Origin of the sequence: Enterobacter cloacae complex sp. 397G4 (assembly GCF_050031515.1) — a bacterium.
Classification (GTDB): Bacteria; Pseudomonadota; Gammaproteobacteria; order Enterobacterales; family Enterobacteriaceae; genus Enterobacter; species Enterobacter hormaechei_C.
The window spans coordinates 209,597-227,497 of the sequence record NZ_JBLGWE010000001.1 but is presented as its reverse complement, the minus strand read 5'-3'; the positions used below and the strand labels follow the sequence as shown (position 1 = coordinate 227,497).

Below are 17,901 nucleotides of genomic sequence, written 5' to 3'. Positions count from 1 at the left end.
TTACAGGCTTTCACATCGCCATCCCGTCTCTTCCCACACCAGTTCATGCGTCAACTTCAGCCCAGCCAGAAAGGCTTCATCATGCGACACCACCAACAGCGCGCCGGGGTAATCGGCTAAGGCCGCTTCTATAGCCTGAACAGAGGCCAGATCAAGATGGTTGGTTGGCTCATCCAGAAGCAACAGCTGCGTTGCCGCTTCACGCCACAATACGCAGGCCAGCGCGGCCTTCAGGCGCTCGCCGCCACTCAGTTCGGCCAGTGGTAGTGTCACTTTCTCTGCGCCCAGCTGAAGCTGCGCTAAACGGGTACGCAGCGCCCCTTCTTCGAGCGGCGTATTGCCCAGGCTAAGGTGTGTCATCACCGACTGCGACAGATCCAGCCGGGAAAGATGCTGATCGAGATACGCACACCTGACAGAGACCTTACAGGTTCCCGTGACAGGGGCTGTTTCGCCCAACATCACTTTCAACAGCGTGGATTTTCCACAGCCGTTCGGCCCGCGTAGCGCCACGCGCATCGGGCCATCCATTCCCCAGTTTATCGGGGAGACAGGCACGTGCGGAAGCACCAGTTCTTCCAGCACCAGCACCTGTTTTCCTTCCGGGATTTCACTGCCCGGCAGGGTAAACATCACCGCGTTATCCTCTTCAACCCGCTCGCGTGCCTGGTTGACCGCAGCGTTCAGAGCATAATTTTGATCGCTATGCTGTTTTTTCCAGGAACCAATACGCTCTTTCGCCGCCCCTTTGTATTTGACCCGTTCAAACGAGGCGATGTTAAGGCTGTCGACCGTGCGAAGCGTTTTGGCTGAACGCCGCAGGCTGTCGTCATGCTCTTTATGCATACGGGCGCGGGTACGCTTGCGTTCGGTGGCAGCATGCTCCAGCGCGGCGCGGGCAGCCAGCTGCTCAGCATCACGCTGGGTTCGATAGCCAGCATAATTCCCACCGTAGCTGCGCAGGCCCAATGCGCTCAGTTCAAGGATACGCGATACCTGGGCCAGCAACTCACGGTCGTGGGAGGCCACCAGCACCCCGCCCTGATACCGGGAAAGCTGCTCGTAGAACCACTTGCGGCCTTGCCTGTCGAGGTGGTTGGTCGGTTCGTCCAGCAGCAGGTAATCAGCATCTGCGGCGAATGCGCCGCACAGCAAGGCACGAATGCGCTCGCCGCCGCTCAGCTCTGCCGCGCGTTTATTCGGGTCAAAAGGGGGAAGTTTTGCAGCGATAAAAGCCTGGCTCAGCCGTTCAGCCAGATCCCAGTAACCGTCGAGCGTATCGAGATCGTCGGGTTCATAATGACCGCTGTCGATGCGCGTGCGCGCCGCAAAGATCGCGTCGTAACCAAGCAGTCCGGCAAGCGTCGTATCCGCAGAAATATCCTGCTGCTGCGCCACATAGACGTGTGTACCAAAGCGATCAATATGACCGCTGGCGGGTTCATCAACCCCTGCCAGCAGCCGCAGAAGACGTGTTTTACCGCTGCCGTTGCGGCCAACCAGCGCGCACACTGACGCATCCAGAGAAAGATTCAGCGGACCAAAAAGGATATCGCCCGTCGCAAACTGACAGGTGACCTGATGCAAAATAAAAGAGGGGGACTGCGCAAAATGAGCCATAAGCACTCCTGAATGAAGTCAAAACATCCCCTGCCGACGCGGTGCGTTGAGCAAGGATCGAAATTCATCAGTCGTGTTTGTTCATTTTTGGGGGGCGCTCCTGAGGGCGAAATTTAACGGGAACAAGAATAACGGCAATGCGCCGCCCATTTCAAGGTTAAATTTTCACCAGGCTAATGCCCGAGCGTAAAAAACCCGCCGAAGCGGGTCTCTCAATCAGATAAACGCAAACGCATCGCCAAACAGACGATCTTCCCGCGCGTCACGCTCGTTGCAGAACAGGTCGCGGGCAATTTTTGCCATTTCAAAGCGACCGGCAATATAGATATCGTGCCCGGCCAGCGTCCCATGATCCTGCAATACCGCAGTCAGCACCGTACCGCTGCGCCCGCGCCAGCCCTCTTCAGGCTGCTCGACAACCGGCTCGATGCGCAGGTTTGGATGATTTACGCTCAGCGCTTCCAGCTCAGACAGATCGTAAAGATGCTTCTCTTCACGGCCGCCCCAGTAGATGGTGATATCGCGATTCGGGTTGCGCGCCAGCGCGGTCAGCAGAATAGAGCGGACATAAGAGAAGCCCGTGCCACCGGCAATCAGGATCAGCGGACGGTCTTCGTCTTCACGCAGCCAGGCCTCGCCATGAGGAATATCGACCACGATTTCACGCTCTTTCAGGATGCGGTCCATCACGGCCATCGCGTACAGGTTAAGCTCAGACGCACCAATATGCAGCTCAATAAATTCCTTCTCTGCTGGCGTTGAGGCCATAGAGAAAGGACGCTTATCACGCTCGTCCATCACGACCATCAGGTACTGACCGGCACGGAATGAGAAGGCCGCTTCAGGAACCAAACGGACGCGATATACGGTGTCGGTAATAGCATCTACCGACGTCACTTTACAGCTTAAGGTTGTCATTCGCTCTCTCTGTCGGGAAGTCTATAGGGCTAAACGGTCTTATTCTGCCTTACCGTTATTCATTATGGCCAGCTCGTCCCAGATCGCGTCAATTCGCGCGGTCACGGCAGGATCTTTTTCGATCGGGCGACCCCATTCACGGTCGGTTTCGCCAGGCCATTTGTTCGTGGCATCCAGTCCCATTTTTGAGCCAAGTCCGGAAACCGGCGAGGCAAAGTCCAGGTAATCAATCGGCGTGTTTTCCACTAACACCGTATCACGCGCCGGATCCATACGCGTGGTGATGGCCCAGATGACGTCATTCCAGTCGCGGGCATTGACGTCATCATCGCAGACAATCACAAACTTGGTATACATAAACTGGCGCAGGAAAGACCATACGCCCATCATCACGCGCTTAGCGTGACCGGCATACTGCTTCTTCATCGTCACCACCGCCAGGCGATACGAACACCCTTCCGGCGGCAGATAAAAATCAACGATTTCCGGGAACTGCTTTTGCAGGATCGGCACAAACACTTCGTTCAGCGCCACGCCAAGCACCGCCGGTTCGTCGGGTGGACGGCCGGTATAGGTGGAGTGATAGATGGCATCTTCACGCTGGGTAATGTGCGTGACGGTGAACACCGGGAAGTTATCCACTTCGTTGTAATAGCCGGTGTGGTCGCCGTACGGCCCTTCGGGCGCCAGCTCGCCCTGTTCAATGTAACCTTCCAGCACAATCTCTGCGCTGGCCGGTACTTCCAGGTCATTGGAGATGCACTTCACCACTTCGGTTTTGGTGCCGCGCAGCAGCCCTGCAAAGGCATATTCAGACAGCGTATCAGGAACAGGCGTCACCGCGCCCAGAATGGTTGCCGGATCGGCACCCAGCGCGACGGAAACCGGGAAGCGTTCGCCCGGATGGGCCGCGCACCACTCCTGGAAATCCAGCGCCCCACCGCGATGGGACAACCAGCGCATGATGAGCTTGTTTTTGCCAATCAGCTGCTGGCGGTAAATGCCGAGGTTTTGACGCTCTTTATGCGGCCCACGCGTCACGGTGAGGCCCCAGGTGATCAGCGGTGCGGCATCGTCAGGCCAGCACTGCATGATGGGAATTTTGGTCAGATCCACCGCATCGCCTTCCAGCACTTTTTGCTGGCACGGCGCACCGCGCAGGCGTTTGGTGGGCATGTTCAGCACCTGCTTAAACTGCGGCAGCTTGTCGAACAGGTCGCGGAACCCTTTTGGCGGCTCCGGCTCTTTAAGAAAGGCCAGCAGTTTGCCCACTTCACGTAACGCCGTGACATCTTCCTGTCCCATCCCCAGCGCCACGCGGCGAGGTGTGCCAAACAGGTTGCACAGCACCGGCATGGCGTAGCCTTTTGGGTTTTCAAACAGCAACGCCGGGCCGCCCGCGCGCAAGGTGCGGTCAGCGATTTCTGTCATTTCCAGATACGGATCAACAGGAAGCGTAATGCGTTTGAGTTCGCCCTGCTTTTCCAGCAGCGCCAGGAAGTCGCGTAGATCGTGGTATTTCATGCAGTTAATCATGGCCTCTCTGTAAGCGCTTCATTATACGGCGTAAGACCGCGTGATGCTGTAATTTTGTTAAATTAGCGTGAACTTCCACGACTTACTCTCTTTTTCGCCATTATAATCACCTTAGCGATCCCGCCAGGGTTTTGGTATGCTTGCGCCCCGAACAATGGGAAGAGTGATTATGCAGGCCTGGTATTTACTGTATTGCAAACGCGGGCAACTTCAGCGCGCGCAGGAACATCTTGAACGTCAGTCTGTTAACTGCCTGACACCCGTGATCACGCTTGAAAAAATGCAGCGTGGAAGACGCACGACCGTCAGTGAGCCTCTGTTCCCGAACTATCTGTTCGTCGAGTTCGACCCCGAAGTGATCCACACCACGACGATCAGCGCCACGCGCGGCGTCAGCCATTTTGTGCGTTTTGGCGCCCATCCGGCAAGAGTACCGTCATCGGTTATTCATCAGCTTTCTGTCTACCAGCAGCCTGAAGATATTACCGATCCGGAAACCCCTTATGCCGGCGACAGCGTGGTGATCACCGAAGGCGCCTTTGAAGGGTTACAGGCCATCTTCGCTGAGCCGGACGGTGAAGCGCGCTCCATGCTGCTGCTCAACCTGCTGAACAAAGAGGTGTTGCAGAGCGTTAAAAACACCGATTTCCGCAAAGTTTAGAACTGCACGCCGAACAGACGACGCACGTTATCATCGGTTTGTGCTGCCAGCCACTGGGCATCTTCTCCGCGCCAGTGCGCCACTCGCTCAGCAATATGCCCCAGGTAGGCCGGTTCATTACGTCGTGATGGCGGTTTGGGCTGCATATCCCGGGGCAACAGATACGGCGCATCCGTTTCCAGCAGCAAACGATCGGCCGGGATAACGGGTAACAGCTCACGCAGTTCCAGCCCACGACGCTCATCGCAGACCCAGCCCGTGATACCCAAATACAGCCCGCGGTTCAGGCAATCCAGCGCTTCCTGACGGGAGCCCGTAAAGCAGTGCAACACCGCGCCCGGCAGTTTCTCCAGCCAGGGTTCCAGTAGCGCCATAAAACGTTCATGCGCATCGCGACAGTGCATAAACACCGGCATCTCCAGCTCTGCTGCCAGCGCGAGCTGGGCGGTAAATGCCTTCTCCTGCTCTTCAGGCGTCGAGAAGTTACGGTTGAAATCAAGCCCGCATTCGCCAATGGCAACCACTTCTGGCGTTTGTGCCAGACGATGAAGCGCCTCAGCGCTTTCATGCGTCCACTGGCTGCTGTCATGAGGATGCACGCCTGCGGTGGACCAGCAGTGTTGATAGCGTTGCGCCAGCTGCCGTGCCTGCTCACTCTCATGCAGATTCGTTCCCGTCAGTAGCAGCCCACCCACGCCGGCGGCAAAGGCGCGCGCCACCACCTCATCGTGGTCTTTCGCAAACTGGGCGCTGGTGAGGTTAAGCCCGATATCAAACATACGTATCCCCATATGACAACCGCCCTGACGGGCGGTTGGTTTTATTCTTTAGTAGTCTCTTCAGACGGCTCGTCTTCTTCGTCCCGGGTACGCCCCTTTCCGACGTAGAAACGAGCGAAGAACACGCCGACTTCAAACAGGCAGTACATGGGTATCGCCAGTAAGGTTTGCGAGAAGACGTCCGGTGGCGTTAACAGCATGCCTACGACAAATGCCCCCACCAGGATGTACGGGCGCTTCTTACGCAGATCGTCAGGCGTGGTCACCCCCACCCAGCAGAGCAGGACAATTGCTACGGGCACCTCGAAGGCGACACCAAAGGCCATAAACAGCGCCATCACGAAGCTGAGGTAGCTGGCGATGTCCGTCGACACCTGTACCCCTTCCGGTGCGGTATGCGTCAGGAAGCCGAAGGCCAGCGGGAAGACAACGAAGTAGGCGAACGCCATGCCGATATAAAACAGCAGCGAACTGGACACCAGCAGCGGAATAACCAGCTTGCGTTCATGCTTGTACAGCGCGGGCGCCACAAATGCCCAGACCTGATACAAAATGACCGGCGCAGAGGCAATCAACGACACCCAGAAGGTCAGTTTGATCGGGGTAAAGAACGGTGAAGCAACGTCTGTTGCAATCATCGTCGCGCCCAGAGGCATCTGTTTAATCAGCGGCGCGGAAACCACCTGATAGATATCGTTGGCAAAATAGACCAGACATAAAAAAATGAGGAAAACCGCAATAATGCAGTTTAACAGGCGCTTACGCAGCTCAATGAGGTGCGTAATAAGCGGTTGAGTATCATCTACTGCCATGTTTACGCTTTATCACTCGACGAGGGGGATGATTCGGAAACGGGCGCGGCGGGTTTTACCTCAGCCGTTTTGACCACGGGCTCTTCCGGCGGCACCTGCTTTTTCACTTCGGGCTCCTGCGGCGATTGCTCTGGCGAAGCAGCCTGATGCTCCGCGCTGGAAGGCGTTACACCCTCGCGCTGCTCTTCGCTACCCTTCACCACCGGATTGTGGATGGTGTTTGCTTCATCGCTCGCCTTCTCAGGATCGTTAATACTGTAAGAACGCTTCATGGATTCCGCCGCTTCGCGCAACTCATCCATTGATGCTTTCAGCTCCGGCGTCAGGTTGTCCATACTCGCCTTTTCAACCTTTTTCAGGCTGTCCTGAAATTCCTGAAGCTTCAGCTCCTGCGCCAGTTCGTTCTGCACGGTAGTTGCCAGCGAGCGAAGCGCCCGCACCCAGCCCACGACGGTTTTCACCGCAACGGGTAAACGCTGCGGCCCCAACACAATCAGACCAATCACAAAGACCAGCAGTAACTCACCAAAACCAATGTCGAACACGAATTACACCTGCTCTTTATCGTGACGTTTAGCCTCTTCCTTTTTGGCTTCGTCCTGCTTATCGGCGATGGATTTAGCGGTAAAATCAGCATCCTGACTGGTTTTTTCCTGCTTATTCTCATCATCGCTCATGGCTTTCTTGAAGCCTTTGATTGACGCGCCCAGGTCGGAACCAATCGATCCGAGTTTTTTCGTGCCAAACAGCAGCACAACGATGACGGCAATGATCACTAACTGCCAGATACTGATACCACCCATGCGTGTTCCCCAGTGATAGATGATTAATTAGTCAGATCGCATTATACGTATGCAATCTCTCGATAGCGACGCTAATTCAGCGCGTTTTTCGCCAGCCAGCAAGCCAGACAACCACACCGGCAGCCATAATCCAGGCTGGCATCATTTCCCAGTCCGGACGATTGATCAACAGCAACGTGCCGCTTATCAGCAGCGTCGCGCCAATTCCGAAGAGATAGCGGGACTGCCCCTGACGCACGCGACTGGATTGAAGCTCGTGCGCGATTTTATCCATGCTGTGCTGAAGGTTCTTGCTCTGACGCAAACTGTCGTAAACCAGTTCAGGAATTTCAGGCATTTTTTCAATCCAGAACGGGCCTTTCTCTTTAAGCGAGCGAACCAGGGCTGGAATACCGACCTGATCCTTAATCCAGGATTCGAGGAACGGTTTCGCGGTTTTCCACAAGTCTAACTGAGGATAGAGCTGGCGGCCTACGCCCTCAACGTAAAGTAATGTTTTCTGAAGTAAAACTAATTGTGGTTGCACTTCCATATTGAAACGGCGTGCGGTGTTGAACAGGTTGAGCAGGACGTGTCCGAAAGAGATCTCCGAGAGCGGCTTTTCAAAAATCGGCTCACAGACGGTGCGAATCGCAAATTCAAACTCTTCCACGTTGGTATCTGGCGGAACCCAGCCTGAATCCACGTGCAGCTCGGCCACCTTACGGTAGTCGCGATTGAAGAAAGCGATAAAGTTCTCAGCGAGGTAGCGCTTATCCTCTTTATTCAGCGAGCCGACAATACCGCAGTCGATGCCGATGTATTTCGGATCTTCCGGGTGCTCATAGCTGACGAAGATGTTGCCCGGATGCATGTCTGCATGGAAGAAGCTGTCGCGAAAAACCTGAGTAAAGAAGACCTGCACGCCACGCTCGGCCAGCAGCTTCATGTTGGTGCCCTGTTTTTCCAGCGCCGCCACGTCCGAGACCGGAATACCGTAGATACGTTCCATCACCATCATGTTCTGACTGCAATAGTCAGAATAGACTTCAGGAACATACAGCATCGGGCTGTCTTCAAAGTTTCGACGCAGCTGAATGGCGTTCGCCGATTCACGCAGCAGGTTAAGCTCGTCAATCAGCGTTTTTTCGTATTCCCGAACCACTTCCAGCGGACGCAGACGGCGACCATCCGGCAACAGACGCGGCACCCAGCGAGCCAGGCGATAAATCAGCTTCATGTCTGCTTTGATAACCGGCAGGATATCCGGACGAATCACTTTGATGACCACCTCTTTGCCATTTTCCTTCAGGCGCGCGGTGTGAACCTGCGCAATAGAGGCAGAGGCCAGGGGCTGAATATCGAAATCATCAAACCAGGTCTCGATGGGGATATTGCCCATCGCTTCTTCGATTTGTTTCTTCGCTCTCTCTCCGTCAAACGGAGCAACGCGGTCCTGCAATAGCGCGAGCTGATCGGCAATCTGCGGTGGGAAAAGGTCGCGACGTGTTGAGAGCATCTGCCCAAACTTGATCCAGACCGGGCCCAGCTCCTGTAACGCAAGACGCAGGCGTGCGCCCAGCTCCTGATCCTTATGGCGATTCGGCATCCAGAACAGCGTGCGACGCCAAAGCCGAAGCGGCAGGGTGATACGCATTCTGGGGATAAGCTCGTCGAGCCCGTAGCTCAAAAAGGTGCGAACGATAAAATAGAGGCGCCGAATTTCACCAGGCGTCATTTGCCCTCCAGTTTTTCCAGCCGTTTGGTTAACGCATCAACTGCGCGCTCAACTGCCGCGGTCTCTTCTGCAAACCAGGCGACTTCTAAAGGCCCCGGCGCCATACGCCACTCTTCGGTCAGCACCTCGGCAGCGTAGCGCTGTTGACGGAGCAGACCTTTACGCAGGAAAGCGGAACCCGTGCGCAGCGTTTTGCTTATACCTTCAGCCGCGATGTCGCCGATATAGGGCGCCATCAGTTCCGCCGGGTCGAATTCAGCCTGATCGCTGAGTGCAACGAAGTTCTGTACCACCTGAATATCGCCTTCGACCTCCAGCTCACCGCTGCGAATAAGCGCCGTCATCTGCTGACGGTCACGCAGTTTTGGCAATACGCTCATGTGCGTAATCACCGAGCAGTCAGCCTCGCCTTCCCACTCACCCAGAACGTCAAGCTGGCGTTCGCTGAAGACCAGCACAAGCGGCGTCGAGAACTCCTTTAAAACGATGCGCAGCACCTTTCCGTTAAGCCGCTGACGTGCGGTTTTCAACGCCGGAGCGCGATACAGAAAAGCATTCAGTACATTCTCGATGCCTGCGGTGACTAAGGGTTTAATGGGCACGGGAAACCTCCACTCAGAACTTGTAACCACGATGCAGCGCGACGACACCCGCCGTCATATTGAAGTATTCCACGTTTTCAAACTCCGCATCCTGCATCATCGCTTTCAGCGTGTCCTGATCCGGGTGCATTCGGATGGACTCGGCCAGGTAACGGTAACTTTCTGCATCGTTTGCCACCAGCTCGCCGATGCGCGGCAGAACGTGGAAGGAATAGGCATCGTAAGCTTTGCTCAGCGGGTCGATAATCGGTTTAGAAAACTCGAGTACCAGCAGTCGACCGCCCGGCTTAAGCACGCGGTACATGGAGCGCAGCGCTTTATCTTTATCGGTCACGTTACGCAGACCGAAAGAGATGGTGATGCAGTCGAACGTATTATCCGGGAACGGCAGCGCTTCGGCGTTGGCCTGAACATATTCAACGTTGCCTACCACGCCGATATTACGCAGCTTTTCGCGTCCCATTTTCAGCATTGAGTCGTTGATATCCGCCAGCACCACGCGGCCGGTTTCGCCAACCAGACGGGAGAACTTAGCGGTCAGATCCCCTGTGCCTCCGGCTAAATCCAGCACCGTTTGTCCACGGCGCACGCCGCTGCAATCAATAGTGAAGCGCTTCCACAAGCGATGAATGCCGAATGACATCAAATCATTCATCACATCGTACTTCGCCGCCACGGAATGAAATACGTGGGCCACCATGTCAGCTTTCTGCGCTTTGGCGACAGTCTGAAAGCCAAAGTGCGTTGTGTCTTGTGAATCGTCAACCATCTCAGAGCCTGCTAATCAGTCAAATGTTCGTGAAGTGTAACAGATTGGGCGCATTTGCCCTACGTTTCAACCACCGTGAAAGAAACGCGCCGGCTGCGCTTCGGGGGATAAACTCGCCGCTAAATCGTTGTCTTCATTGCGGCTATTTTGCTCACCGTCGCCTTCACGCAGACGAAACTCTTCGTCCTGAGCGGTAGCCTGCTCCACCAGTTCCGGATTAATCTTGCGTTTAACTTCCACCCCCATGCTGCGAAACGCCTCCGCCTGCGCCAGCAAATTGCCACGCCCGGTGGAGAGTTTTTTCATCGCCTGGCGGTAGTTATCCTGCGCGCGATCCAGGCTTTGCCCCACCGAGGACATATCGTCCACAAACAGCCGCATTTTGTCGTACAGCTTGCTGGCGCGATCGGCAATCTGCTGCGCGTTACGGCTTTGGTGCTCATAGCGCCACAGGTTGGCAATGGTACGTAACGCCACCAGTAGCGTGGTGGGGCTGACCAGCATAATGTTATTTTTCAGCGCTTCGGTGATCAGTTCGGGCTGTCTGTCGAGCGCCAGCAGGAACGCAGGCTCGACCGGAATGAACATCAGCACATAATCCAGCGATCGCAGCCCCGGCAGCTGCTGATAATCTTTTCTGCCCAACAGACGGATATGGTTACGCACGGAGGCGATGTGCTCCTGCAACGCTGTTTCGCGGGTGTAGTCATCCTCAGCGTTGAAGTAGCGCTCATAGGCCACCAGCGTCATTTTGGCGTCGATAACCACATCTTTGCCCTGTGGCAGACGAACAATGACATCCGGCTGCATCCGCGATCGCGCATCGTTCTCAATGCTGACCTGCGTTTCGTATTCGTATCCTTCGCGCAGGCCAGAGGCCTCCAGCACGCGCGTCATGACCACTTCGCCCCAGTTTCCCTGCGCTTTGTTATCACCTTTCAGTGCGCGCGTCAGGTTAACCGCCTCCTGCGCCATCTGCGCATTCAGCTGCTGGAGATTACGAATTTCATGCGCCAGCGTGTGGCGTTCGCGGGCTTCCTGACCAAAGCTGTCCTGTACCTGACGGCGAAAGCCGTCCAGCTGTTCACGCAGCGGCGTCAGCAGGCTGTTCAGGCTCTGGCGGTTCTGCTCATCCACGCGGCGATTGCTGTGCTCAAAAATGCGGTTCGCGAGGTTCTCAAACTGCTCGCTAAGACGCTGCTCGCTGTTGATCATCTGACGGATTTTGTCTTCGGCGTGCAGTTGGGTGGACTCAAGACGGGTGGTCACTTCACGGAGATCGGCCTCCAGCGAGGTATTGATATCACGCAGATTGCGCAGTTCGTTATTGAGCAGTTCGCATTCGTCGCGCCAGTGGTCACTCAGCGCAAGCTGTTGTTTCGTCGCGCTAAGTTCAGCGACGATCTCCTCGCGCTCTGCCAGCTGTTCGGCTTTCTGCTGCGCATGCTGGTAGCCGGAAATGAGCCAGCCAATTCCCACGCTCACCAGCGCAATCACTGCATAAATCAGGATTGAGATATCCACAATGCCCCCTGCATCAACGTATTACCGCACAAAATAGAATTGTGCTGTATGAACGTCCAGTTTGAAAGGGTTTTCCTGCGAGGCGTTACGCAAAAAGAAAAGGCCGAGCATGTCGGCCTTTCAGCACTGAAGAGAGAATTAGATCAGGCGGCGCGCCGCTTCAACCACGATTTTCACCGCATGGCTTTCAGTCTGCTTCATGGTTTCAGCGTTCGGGATCTCCTGCTGAGTACGGTTGACGATAACGCCCGCCACCATACCGGCACGCAGACCCTGGCTTGCGCACATGGTCAGCAGCGTCGCAGATTCCATTTCGTAGTTCATGACGCCCATCGACTGCCACTCTTCCATGGAGCCTTTGAAACGGCTCACCACGCGACCAGAGAAGGTGTCGTAACGCTCCTGGCCCGGGTAGAAGGTATCGGAAGAGGCAGTTACGCCCACGTGGGTGGTGGCGCCCACGGACTTCGCGGCTTCAACCAGCGCGGTGGTGCATTCGAAATCGGCCACTGCCGGGAATTCCATCGGTGCAAAGTGCAGGCTTGCCCCGTCCAGACGCACGGATGCGGTGGTAACCAGCACGTCGCCCACGTTGATGTGCGGCTGAATGGCGCCTGTGGTGCCGATGCGCAGGAAAGTACGAATGCCCAGCTGCGCCAGCTCTTCAACGGCGATAGAGGTAGACGGGCCACCAATACCGGTAGAGCACACGATCACCGCTTTACCGTCCAGCTCTGCGCGCCAGGTGGTGAATTCGCGATGCGCTGCCAGCTTAACCGGCTTATCCATCAGCGCGGCGATCTTTTCCACACGCTCAGGATCGCCAGGGACGATAGCAAGCGTAGCCCCTTGTAAATCGTTTTTAGTGAGGCCGAGATGAAAAACATCAGACTTAGACATAGGTGACTCCTCTGTGGGTCGGTTTGTCAGAAGAAGTAAAACGGTACTTTACAGAAGCAATGTGCATTATTTCGTGATACACCTCACCATGAATGAAAATGATTGCAGTTAATTTCCATAAAATAGTGATTCACATCACATTAACAAGTTATATCGCCGGGTGCTGCACAAAAGATAGACGCTATAAGGCACTGTGGATTGTTAACCTGGTGTCTATATTTATCTTTGCGCTAATCCATTCATTGGTACGGAGAATGCCATGACTGAAAAAACCGGTTTTGCACCTGCTGCGGCCCCGCATGCTTCAACCATCGTCTCAACCCCTGAAGAGGCCATTACCGCAGGCGAGACCTCCATTCCCTCCCAGGGGGAGAACATGCCAGCGTACCACGCGCGGCCAAAATCCGCCGATGGCCCGCTGCCCATCGTGATCGTGGTGCAGGAAATATTTGGCGTTCATGAACATATTCGCGACCTCTGCCGCCGTCTGGCGCTGGAAGGTTACCTGGCCGTTGCGCCGGAACTCTATTTCCGTCAGGGCGATCCGAATGATTACAGCGACATCCCGACGCTGTTCAGCAACCTGGTCAGCAAAGTGCCGGACGCGCAGGTGCTGGCCGATCTCGACCACGTTGCCAGCTGGGCGGCGCGCAACGGTGGCGACCCGCACCGTCTGATGGTGACCGGCTTCTGCTGGGGCGGACGCATTAGCTGGCTGTATGCCGCGCACAATCCGCAGCTGAAAGCCGCTGTGGCCTGGTACGGTAAACTGGTGGGTGAAAAGACCCTGAACTCGCCGAAACATCCTGTTGATATCGCCACCGATTTAAATGCCCCGGTGCTAGGGCTGTATGGCGGCCAGGATACCGGCATTCCGCTTGATACCGTCGAGACCATGCGCCACGCGCTGCGGGCGGCAAACGCGAAGGCCGAAATCGTGGTGTACCCGGATGCGGGACACGCGTTTAATGCCGATTATCGTCCGAGCTATCACGCAGAATCGGCGAAAGATGGCTGGCAGAGAATGCTGGCGTGGTTCAGCCAGTACGGCGGGAAGAAAGCGTAATACAAAAAGCCCGGTGGCGGCTGCGCCAACCGGGCAATCCAGCCCCACTACGCCTGACGCAAATTCTGCGCCGCCTGCACCATGTTCGCCAGCGCCGCGCGGGTTTCAGGCCAGCCGCGAGTTTTCAGGCCGCAGTCCGGGTTTACCCACAGGCGTTCCGCCGGAATGCGCTGGGCGGCTTTTTGCAGCAGCGATTCAATCCACTCCACGCTCGGCACGTTAGGGGAGTGAATGTCATACACGCCCGGCCCGATTTCGTTCGGGTAGTCGAACTCTTCGAACGACTCCAGCAACTCCATGTCTGAACGCGAGGTCTCGATGGTGATCACATCGGCGTCGAGCGCGGCAATGGAGTCCATGATGTCGTTAAATTCGCAGTAACACATGTGGGTGTGGATCTGCGTGTCGTCCTTCGCGACGGCCGCGTTGAGGCGGAACGCCTCCACGCCCCACGTCAGATAAGCATCCCAGTCGCTGCGACGCAGCGGCAAGCCTTCACGCAGCGCCGGTTCGTCGATCTGAATGATGCCAATCCCCGCCGCTTCCAGATCCGCCACTTCATCACGCAGCGCCAGGGCGATCTGTTTGGCGATGGTTTCCCGGGATACATCTTCACGCGGGAACGACCAGCAGAGAATGGTCACCGGCCCCGTCAGCATGCCTTTTACCGGTTTGTCGGTCAGAGACTGGGCATACTTCGCCCACTCCACGGTGATCGCTTCCGGGCGGCTGACGTCACCGATCACCACCGGCGGCTTCACGCAGCGGGAGCCGTAGCTTTGCACCCAGCCGTTCTGGGTAAAGACAAAGCCGTCCAGGTGTTCACCGAAGTATTCCACCATATCGTTACGCTCGGCCTCGCCGTGCACCAGCACGTCCAGACCCAGACGTTCCTGCTCGACGATCGCCTGTTTGATGTGCTCCGCAATGCCGGTGCGGTAGTGATTCGCATCCAGATTGCCCTTTTTGAAGTCCAGGCGCAGGCCGCGGATCTCGGTAGTCTGCGGGAAGGAGCCGATGGTTGTGGTCGGCCACGCGGGCAGGTTAAAGCGCGCACGCTGGGCTTCGGCGCGCACTTCATACGGGCTCTGGCGCTGGCTGTCCCGGGCAGTGATGGCCGCCAGACGTTTTTCCACCGCCGGGTTATGCACGCGCGTCGAGTGACGGCGCGCCTGGATCGGGGCGCTCCAGTCGGTAATCGCTGCCGTGTCGCCGCTGTTCAACGCGTCGCGCAGCAGAGCCAGCTCCTCACACTTTTGCAGGGCAAAGGCAAACCAGCTTTTCACCTCAGGGTCGAGTCGGGTCTCCACGCTCAGGTCGATCGGGCTGTGCAGCAGGGAACAGGAAGAGGCTACCCACAATTCACGTTTACCGACAATGTCCTTGATTTGTGCATATTTCCCGGTGAGATCGGCACGCCAGACGTTACGACCATTCACCAGACCGGCAGAGAGCAGCCACTCCGCAGGCAGACGCTTGTGCAACTCTGCCACATCGTCTTTGCCGTGAACGAGATCAACGTGCAGACCCTGAACCGGCAGCGCGGTAATGGTGTCGAGGTTCGGCGTTACGCCCTCGAAATAGGTGGTCAGCAGCAGCTTCACCTGGCCCGTGAGCGCGTCATACGCCGGTTTGAAGGCATCCAGCCACGCCTGCGGCAGCTCAAGCACCAGCGCCGGTTCATCGATTTGCACCCACTGAATACCGCGCTTACCCAGCTCAATCAGCACCTGCTTATAAACCGGCAGAATATCGTTCAGCAGGCTGAGGCGGTCGAACTGCTCACCTTTCACTTTGCCCAGCCACAGGTAGGTGACCGGCCCCAGCAGCACGGGTTTCACCTGGTGACCCAGCGCCAGCGCTTCGTCCACTTCATCCAGAAGCTGGGTCCAGGTCAGTTTGAACTGCTGGTCCTTAACGAACTCCGGCACCATATAGTGATAGTTAGTGTTAAACCACTTGGTCATTTCCGCCGCTGCCGCTGGCTCACCCGTTGGCGCGCGGCCACGGCCGATGCGGAACAGGGTATCGATATCCACCGATCCATCGTTGTTCTGATGACGAGCCGGCACGTTGCCAAGCAGCAGGCTGGTGGTCAGAACATGGTCGTACCAGGCGAAATCGCCCACCGGCAGCAGGTCTACGCCCGCCTGTTTTTGCTGATCCCAGTGACGCGCGCGCAGCTCGCGCCCCACCGCCAGCAGTTCTTCGCGGGTGGCGTTACCCGCCCAGTAGCTTTCTTGCGCTTTTTTCAGCTCGCGACGCAGACCAACGCGAGGGAAACCGAGAGTGTGAGTGCGGATTGTCATGGCATACCCCTTGTAGAAATTCGTTATTTAGACGTCCAGATGTTTACACTTCTATAATTGGCAGGTACTGTATATTCCTCAAGCGCAAAATGTTCATGGCGAAGTGAAGGACTTTCATGATCGAGATAAAACACCTGAAAACGCTACAAGCGTTGCGGAACTGCGGTTCTCTTGCGGCGGCAGCGGCCACGCTGCACCAGACTCAGTCTGCCCTTTCTCACCAGTTCAGCGATCTGGAACAACGCCTCGGCTTTCGTCTTTTTGTGCGTAAGAGCCAGCCTTTGCGCTTTACGCCGCAGGGCGAAATTTTGCTTCAGCTGGCGAACCAGGTGTTGCCGCAGATTGCCAGCGCGTTGCAGTCCTGCAACGAGCCGCAGCAGACCACCCTGCGCATCGCCATTGAGTGTCACAGCTGTATTCAGTGGCTGACCCCCGCGCTTGAGAACTTCCGCCAGAAGTGGCCGCAGGTGGAGATGGACTTCAAATCCGGCGTCACGTTTGATCCGCAGCCGTCGCTTCAGCAGGGTGAGCTGGATCTGGTGATGACCTCAGATATTCTGCCGCGCAGCGGTCTGCACTATTCGCCAATGTTTGATTTTGAGGTGCGTCTGGTGCTGGCCCCGGACCATCCGCTGGCCGCTAAAACGCGTATCACGCCGGAAGATCTGGCAACGGAGACGCTGCTGATTTACCCGGTACAGCGCAGTCGTCTGGATATCTGGCGCCATTTCCTGCAACCCGCGGGCATCAGCCCACAGCTGAAAAGCGTGGATAACACGCTGCTGTTAATTCAGATGGTGGCGGCCAGAATGGGGATTGCGGCGCTGCCGCACTGGGTGGTCGAGACGGTTGAACGCCAGGGTCTGGTGGTCACCAAAACTCTGGGTGAAGGACTGTGGAGCCGGCTGTACGCCGCCGTGCGTGACGGCGAGCAGCGTCAGCCGATTACGGAAGCGTTTATTCGCTCAGCGCGGAACCACGCGTGCGACCATCTTCCGTTTGTGCGGAGCGCGGAGCGACCCAGCGGCGATGTACCCACAGCGAAGCCAGGATCACCGTTCCCCCAATAAGGAAACTCGGCCAGTGCGGCTGCTCCTGCCAGATGGCGAGGTTCACCAGTAGCCCCGCCGGCACGTGCACATTGTTCATGATCCCCAGCGTCCCGGCGTCTACCTGCGTAGCGCCGTAGTTCCACATAAAATAGCCCAGCCCCGACGCCACCACGCCCAGCCAGACCAGAACGCTCCACTGCACGGAGGTGGTCGGCAGCTTTTGCGGATTGCCGAGCAGAAACCACGCCGCTACCGCGACAATCGCCGCGCCCATATAGAACCACGCAAACGCGTTATGCTGCGGCATCGGGCGGGTCTCCATCAGACGTTTGTAACCCACCATCCCGATGGCAAAGCTGATATTAGCGAGCTGGACGAACATCAGCCCAGTCCAGAAGTGATCGCTTACCTTGTCATAGCGAATAATCGCCGCGCCAATGACTGCCAGCGCAGCGCTCAGCAAATATCCCCAGCGCAAACGGCGCCTGCTGAGCAAGTCATAAATCAGCGTGATGTAGAGCGGCGTCAGCACGGTGAAGAGCAGAAATTCCGAGACGGACAGGTAAACGTAGGCCCGGAAGCTGAACAGGTACATGATGCCGAGCTGCATCGCGCCTACCAGCATGTACAGCAGTATCGTTTTTAGCGACTGCCCGCGGGTACGCAGGAACGGCAGGAACACCAGCGCCGCCAGCCCCACGCGCATCAGTACCGAGAAGTAGCTGTCGACCGATCCGGCAAGGTATTCGCCAATCAGACTAAAGGAGAAGGCCCACAGGATAGTGGTGATAATGAGTAGCGCCACAATGCTTGTCTCTCAGAAAGAAGGAGAG

17 protein-coding genes are annotated in these 17,901 nt (G+C 56.6%); 3 read left to right on the top strand and 14 right to left on the bottom strand.

Annotated features, from left to right (window positions below; translation table 11 throughout):
- The 3 genes from ACQG1Y_RS01115 to ubiD all read right to left on the bottom strand — a co-directional run bounded on the left by ACQG1Y_RS01115 (position 1) and on the right by ubiD (position 4,074).
- Positions 1-1,620: an ABC-F family ATP-binding cassette domain-containing protein gene (locus tag ACQG1Y_RS01115; protein WP_368740459.1), complete on the bottom strand. Its 1,620-nt coding sequence runs from the start codon at positions 1,618-1,620 to the stop codon at positions 1-3.
- Positions 1,621-1,836: 216 nt separating this feature from the next.
- Complete coding sequence (fre, locus tag ACQG1Y_RS01110) at positions 1,837-2,538, bottom strand: NAD(P)H-flavin reductase (RefSeq protein WP_003860778.1); 702 nt, start codon at positions 2,536-2,538, stop codon at positions 1,837-1,839.
- Positions 2,539-2,577: 39 nt separating this feature from the next.
- A complete protein-coding gene (ubiD, locus tag ACQG1Y_RS01105; protein WP_023295742.1) occupies positions 2,578-4,074 on the bottom strand; it encodes a 4-hydroxy-3-polyprenylbenzoate decarboxylase in 1,497 nt (498 codons plus the stop codon).
- A 169-nt stretch (positions 4,075-4,243) separates the two neighbouring features.
- Here ubiD and rfaH point away from each other — a divergent pair, with 169 nt between their 5' ends.
- The gene (rfaH, locus tag ACQG1Y_RS01100) at positions 4,244-4,735 is read left to right on the top strand and encodes a transcription/translation regulatory transformer protein RfaH (RefSeq protein ID WP_003860779.1); all 492 of its coding nucleotides are present in this window, start codon (positions 4,244-4,246) and stop codon (positions 4,733-4,735) included.
- Here the strand turns inward: rfaH and tatD are convergent.
- From tatD to udp, 9 genes are all read right to left on the bottom strand, one after another.
- Complete coding sequence (gene tatD, locus ACQG1Y_RS01095; RefSeq protein WP_017694739.1) at positions 4,732-5,514, bottom strand: 3'-5' ssDNA/RNA exonuclease TatD; 783 nt, start codon at positions 5,512-5,514, stop codon at positions 4,732-4,734. The two genes, rfaH and tatD, sit on opposite strands and share 4 nt — an antisense overlap.
- 41 nt (positions 5,515-5,555) lie before the next feature.
- On the bottom strand, positions 5,556-6,326 hold the full coding sequence (tatC, locus tag ACQG1Y_RS01090; protein WP_015569997.1) for a Sec-independent protein translocase subunit TatC: 771 nt from the start codon (positions 6,324-6,326) through the stop codon (positions 5,556-5,558).
- A gap of 2 nt (positions 6,327-6,328) precedes the next feature.
- Positions 6,329-6,871 carry a Sec-independent protein translocase protein TatB gene (gene tatB / locus ACQG1Y_RS01085; protein ID WP_003860783.1) on the bottom strand — a complete coding sequence of 181 codons (543 nt, stop codon included), beginning with the start codon at positions 6,869-6,871 and terminating at the stop codon, positions 6,329-6,331.
- A gap of 3 nt (positions 6,872-6,874) precedes the next feature.
- Positions 6,875-7,129 carry a Sec-independent protein translocase subunit TatA gene (gene tatA, locus ACQG1Y_RS01080; protein WP_003860787.1) on the bottom strand — a complete coding sequence of 85 codons (255 nt, stop codon included), beginning with the start codon at positions 7,127-7,129 and terminating at the stop codon, positions 6,875-6,877.
- Positions 7,130-7,205: 76 nt separating this feature from the next.
- Positions 7,206-8,846 (bottom strand): ubiquinone biosynthesis regulatory protein kinase UbiB, encoded by a 1,641-nt coding sequence (gene ubiB, locus ACQG1Y_RS01075; RefSeq protein ID WP_017694740.1) that lies wholly within the window; start codon positions 8,844-8,846, stop codon positions 7,206-7,208.
- A complete protein-coding gene (ubiJ, locus tag ACQG1Y_RS01070; RefSeq protein WP_023295740.1) occupies positions 8,843-9,448 on the bottom strand; it encodes a ubiquinone biosynthesis protein UbiJ in 606 nt (201 codons plus the stop codon). Before ubiJ ends, ubiB begins: the two co-directional genes overlap by 4 nt.
- Before the next feature lie 13 nt (positions 9,449-9,461).
- Positions 9,462-10,217 carry a bifunctional demethylmenaquinone methyltransferase/2-methoxy-6-polyprenyl-1,4-benzoquinol methylase UbiE gene (ubiE, locus tag ACQG1Y_RS01065; protein WP_003860790.1) on the bottom strand — a complete coding sequence of 252 codons (756 nt, stop codon included), beginning with the start codon at positions 10,215-10,217 and terminating at the stop codon, positions 9,462-9,464.
- A 66-nt stretch (positions 10,218-10,283) separates the two neighbouring features.
- Positions 10,284-11,741, bottom strand: a complete 1,458-nt coding sequence (gene rmuC / locus ACQG1Y_RS01060; RefSeq protein WP_368740458.1) for a DNA recombination protein RmuC — start codon at positions 11,739-11,741, stop codon at positions 10,284-10,286.
- Between the two features lie 138 nt (positions 11,742-11,879).
- Positions 11,880-12,641, bottom strand: coding sequence for a uridine phosphorylase (gene udp, locus ACQG1Y_RS01055; protein ID WP_003860792.1), 762 nt, complete (start codon positions 12,639-12,641; stop codon positions 11,880-11,882).
- A 259-nt stretch (positions 12,642-12,900) separates the two neighbouring features.
- Here udp and ACQG1Y_RS01050 point away from each other — a divergent pair, with 259 nt between their 5' ends.
- Positions 12,901-13,707 (top strand): dienelactone hydrolase family protein, encoded by an 807-nt coding sequence (locus tag ACQG1Y_RS01050; RefSeq protein ID WP_003860793.1) that lies wholly within the window; start codon positions 12,901-12,903, stop codon positions 13,705-13,707.
- Positions 13,708-13,754: 47 nt separating this feature from the next.
- Here the strand turns inward: ACQG1Y_RS01050 and metE are convergent, their stop codons facing one another.
- Complete coding sequence (metE, locus tag ACQG1Y_RS01045) at positions 13,755-16,016, bottom strand: 5-methyltetrahydropteroyltriglutamate--homocysteine S-methyltransferase (protein ID WP_032672136.1); 2,262 nt, start codon at positions 16,014-16,016, stop codon at positions 13,755-13,757.
- A 116-nt stretch (positions 16,017-16,132) separates the two neighbouring features.
- Between metE and metR the strand changes: the two genes are divergently transcribed.
- On the top strand, positions 16,133-17,086 hold the full coding sequence (gene metR, locus ACQG1Y_RS01040; protein ID WP_015570000.1) for an HTH-type transcriptional regulator MetR: 954 nt from the start codon (positions 16,133-16,135) through the stop codon (positions 17,084-17,086).
- Here metR and ACQG1Y_RS01035 read toward each other — a convergent pair.
- Positions 16,974-17,873 (bottom strand): carboxylate/amino acid/amine transporter, encoded by a 900-nt coding sequence (locus ACQG1Y_RS01035; protein ID WP_023295736.1) that lies wholly within the window; start codon positions 17,871-17,873, stop codon positions 16,974-16,976. The genes metR and ACQG1Y_RS01035 overlap by 113 nt on opposite strands.
- Between the last annotated feature and the right edge of the window lie 28 nt (positions 17,874-17,901).

Bases quoted from the DNA above. Each gene is read 5' to 3' on its own strand.
- fre (WP_003860778.1), bottom strand. From the start codon at position 2,538: ATGACAACCTTAAGCTGTAAAGTGACGTCGGTAGATGCTATTACCGAC.
- ubiD (WP_023295742.1), bottom strand. From the start codon at position 4,074: ATGATTAACTGCATGAAATACCACGATCTACGCGACTTCCTGGCGCTG.
- ACQG1Y_RS01050 (WP_003860793.1), top strand. From the start codon at position 12,901: ATGACTGAAAAAACCGGTTTTGCACCTGCTGCGGCCCCGCATGCTTCA.
- ACQG1Y_RS01115 (WP_368740459.1), bottom strand. From the start codon at position 1,620: ATGGCTCATTTTGCGCAGTCCCCCTCTTTTATTTTGCATCAGGTCACC.
- udp (WP_003860792.1), bottom strand. From the start codon at position 12,641: ATGTCTAAGTCTGATGTTTTTCATCTCGGCCTCACTAAAAACGATTTA.
- ubiB (WP_017694740.1), bottom strand. From the start codon at position 8,846: ATGACGCCTGGTGAAATTCGGCGCCTCTATTTTATCGTTCGCACCTTT.
- tatD (WP_017694739.1), bottom strand. From the start codon at position 5,514: ATGTTTGATATCGGGCTTAACCTCACCAGCGCCCAGTTTGCGAAAGAC.
- metE (WP_032672136.1), bottom strand. From the start codon at position 16,016: ATGACAATCCGCACTCACACTCTCGGTTTCCCTCGCGTTGGTCTGCGT.
- ubiE (WP_003860790.1), bottom strand. From the start codon at position 10,217: ATGGTTGACGATTCACAAGACACAACGCACTTTGGCTTTCAGACTGTC.
- tatA (WP_003860787.1), bottom strand. From the start codon at position 7,129: ATGGGTGGTATCAGTATCTGGCAGTTAGTGATCATTGCCGTCATCGTT.
- tatC (WP_015569997.1), bottom strand. From the start codon at position 6,326: ATGGCAGTAGATGATACTCAACCGCTTATTACGCACCTCATTGAGCTG.
- rfaH (WP_003860779.1), top strand. From the start codon at position 4,244: ATGCAGGCCTGGTATTTACTGTATTGCAAACGCGGGCAACTTCAGCGC.
- metR (WP_015570000.1), top strand. From the start codon at position 16,133: ATGATCGAGATAAAACACCTGAAAACGCTACAAGCGTTGCGGAACTGC.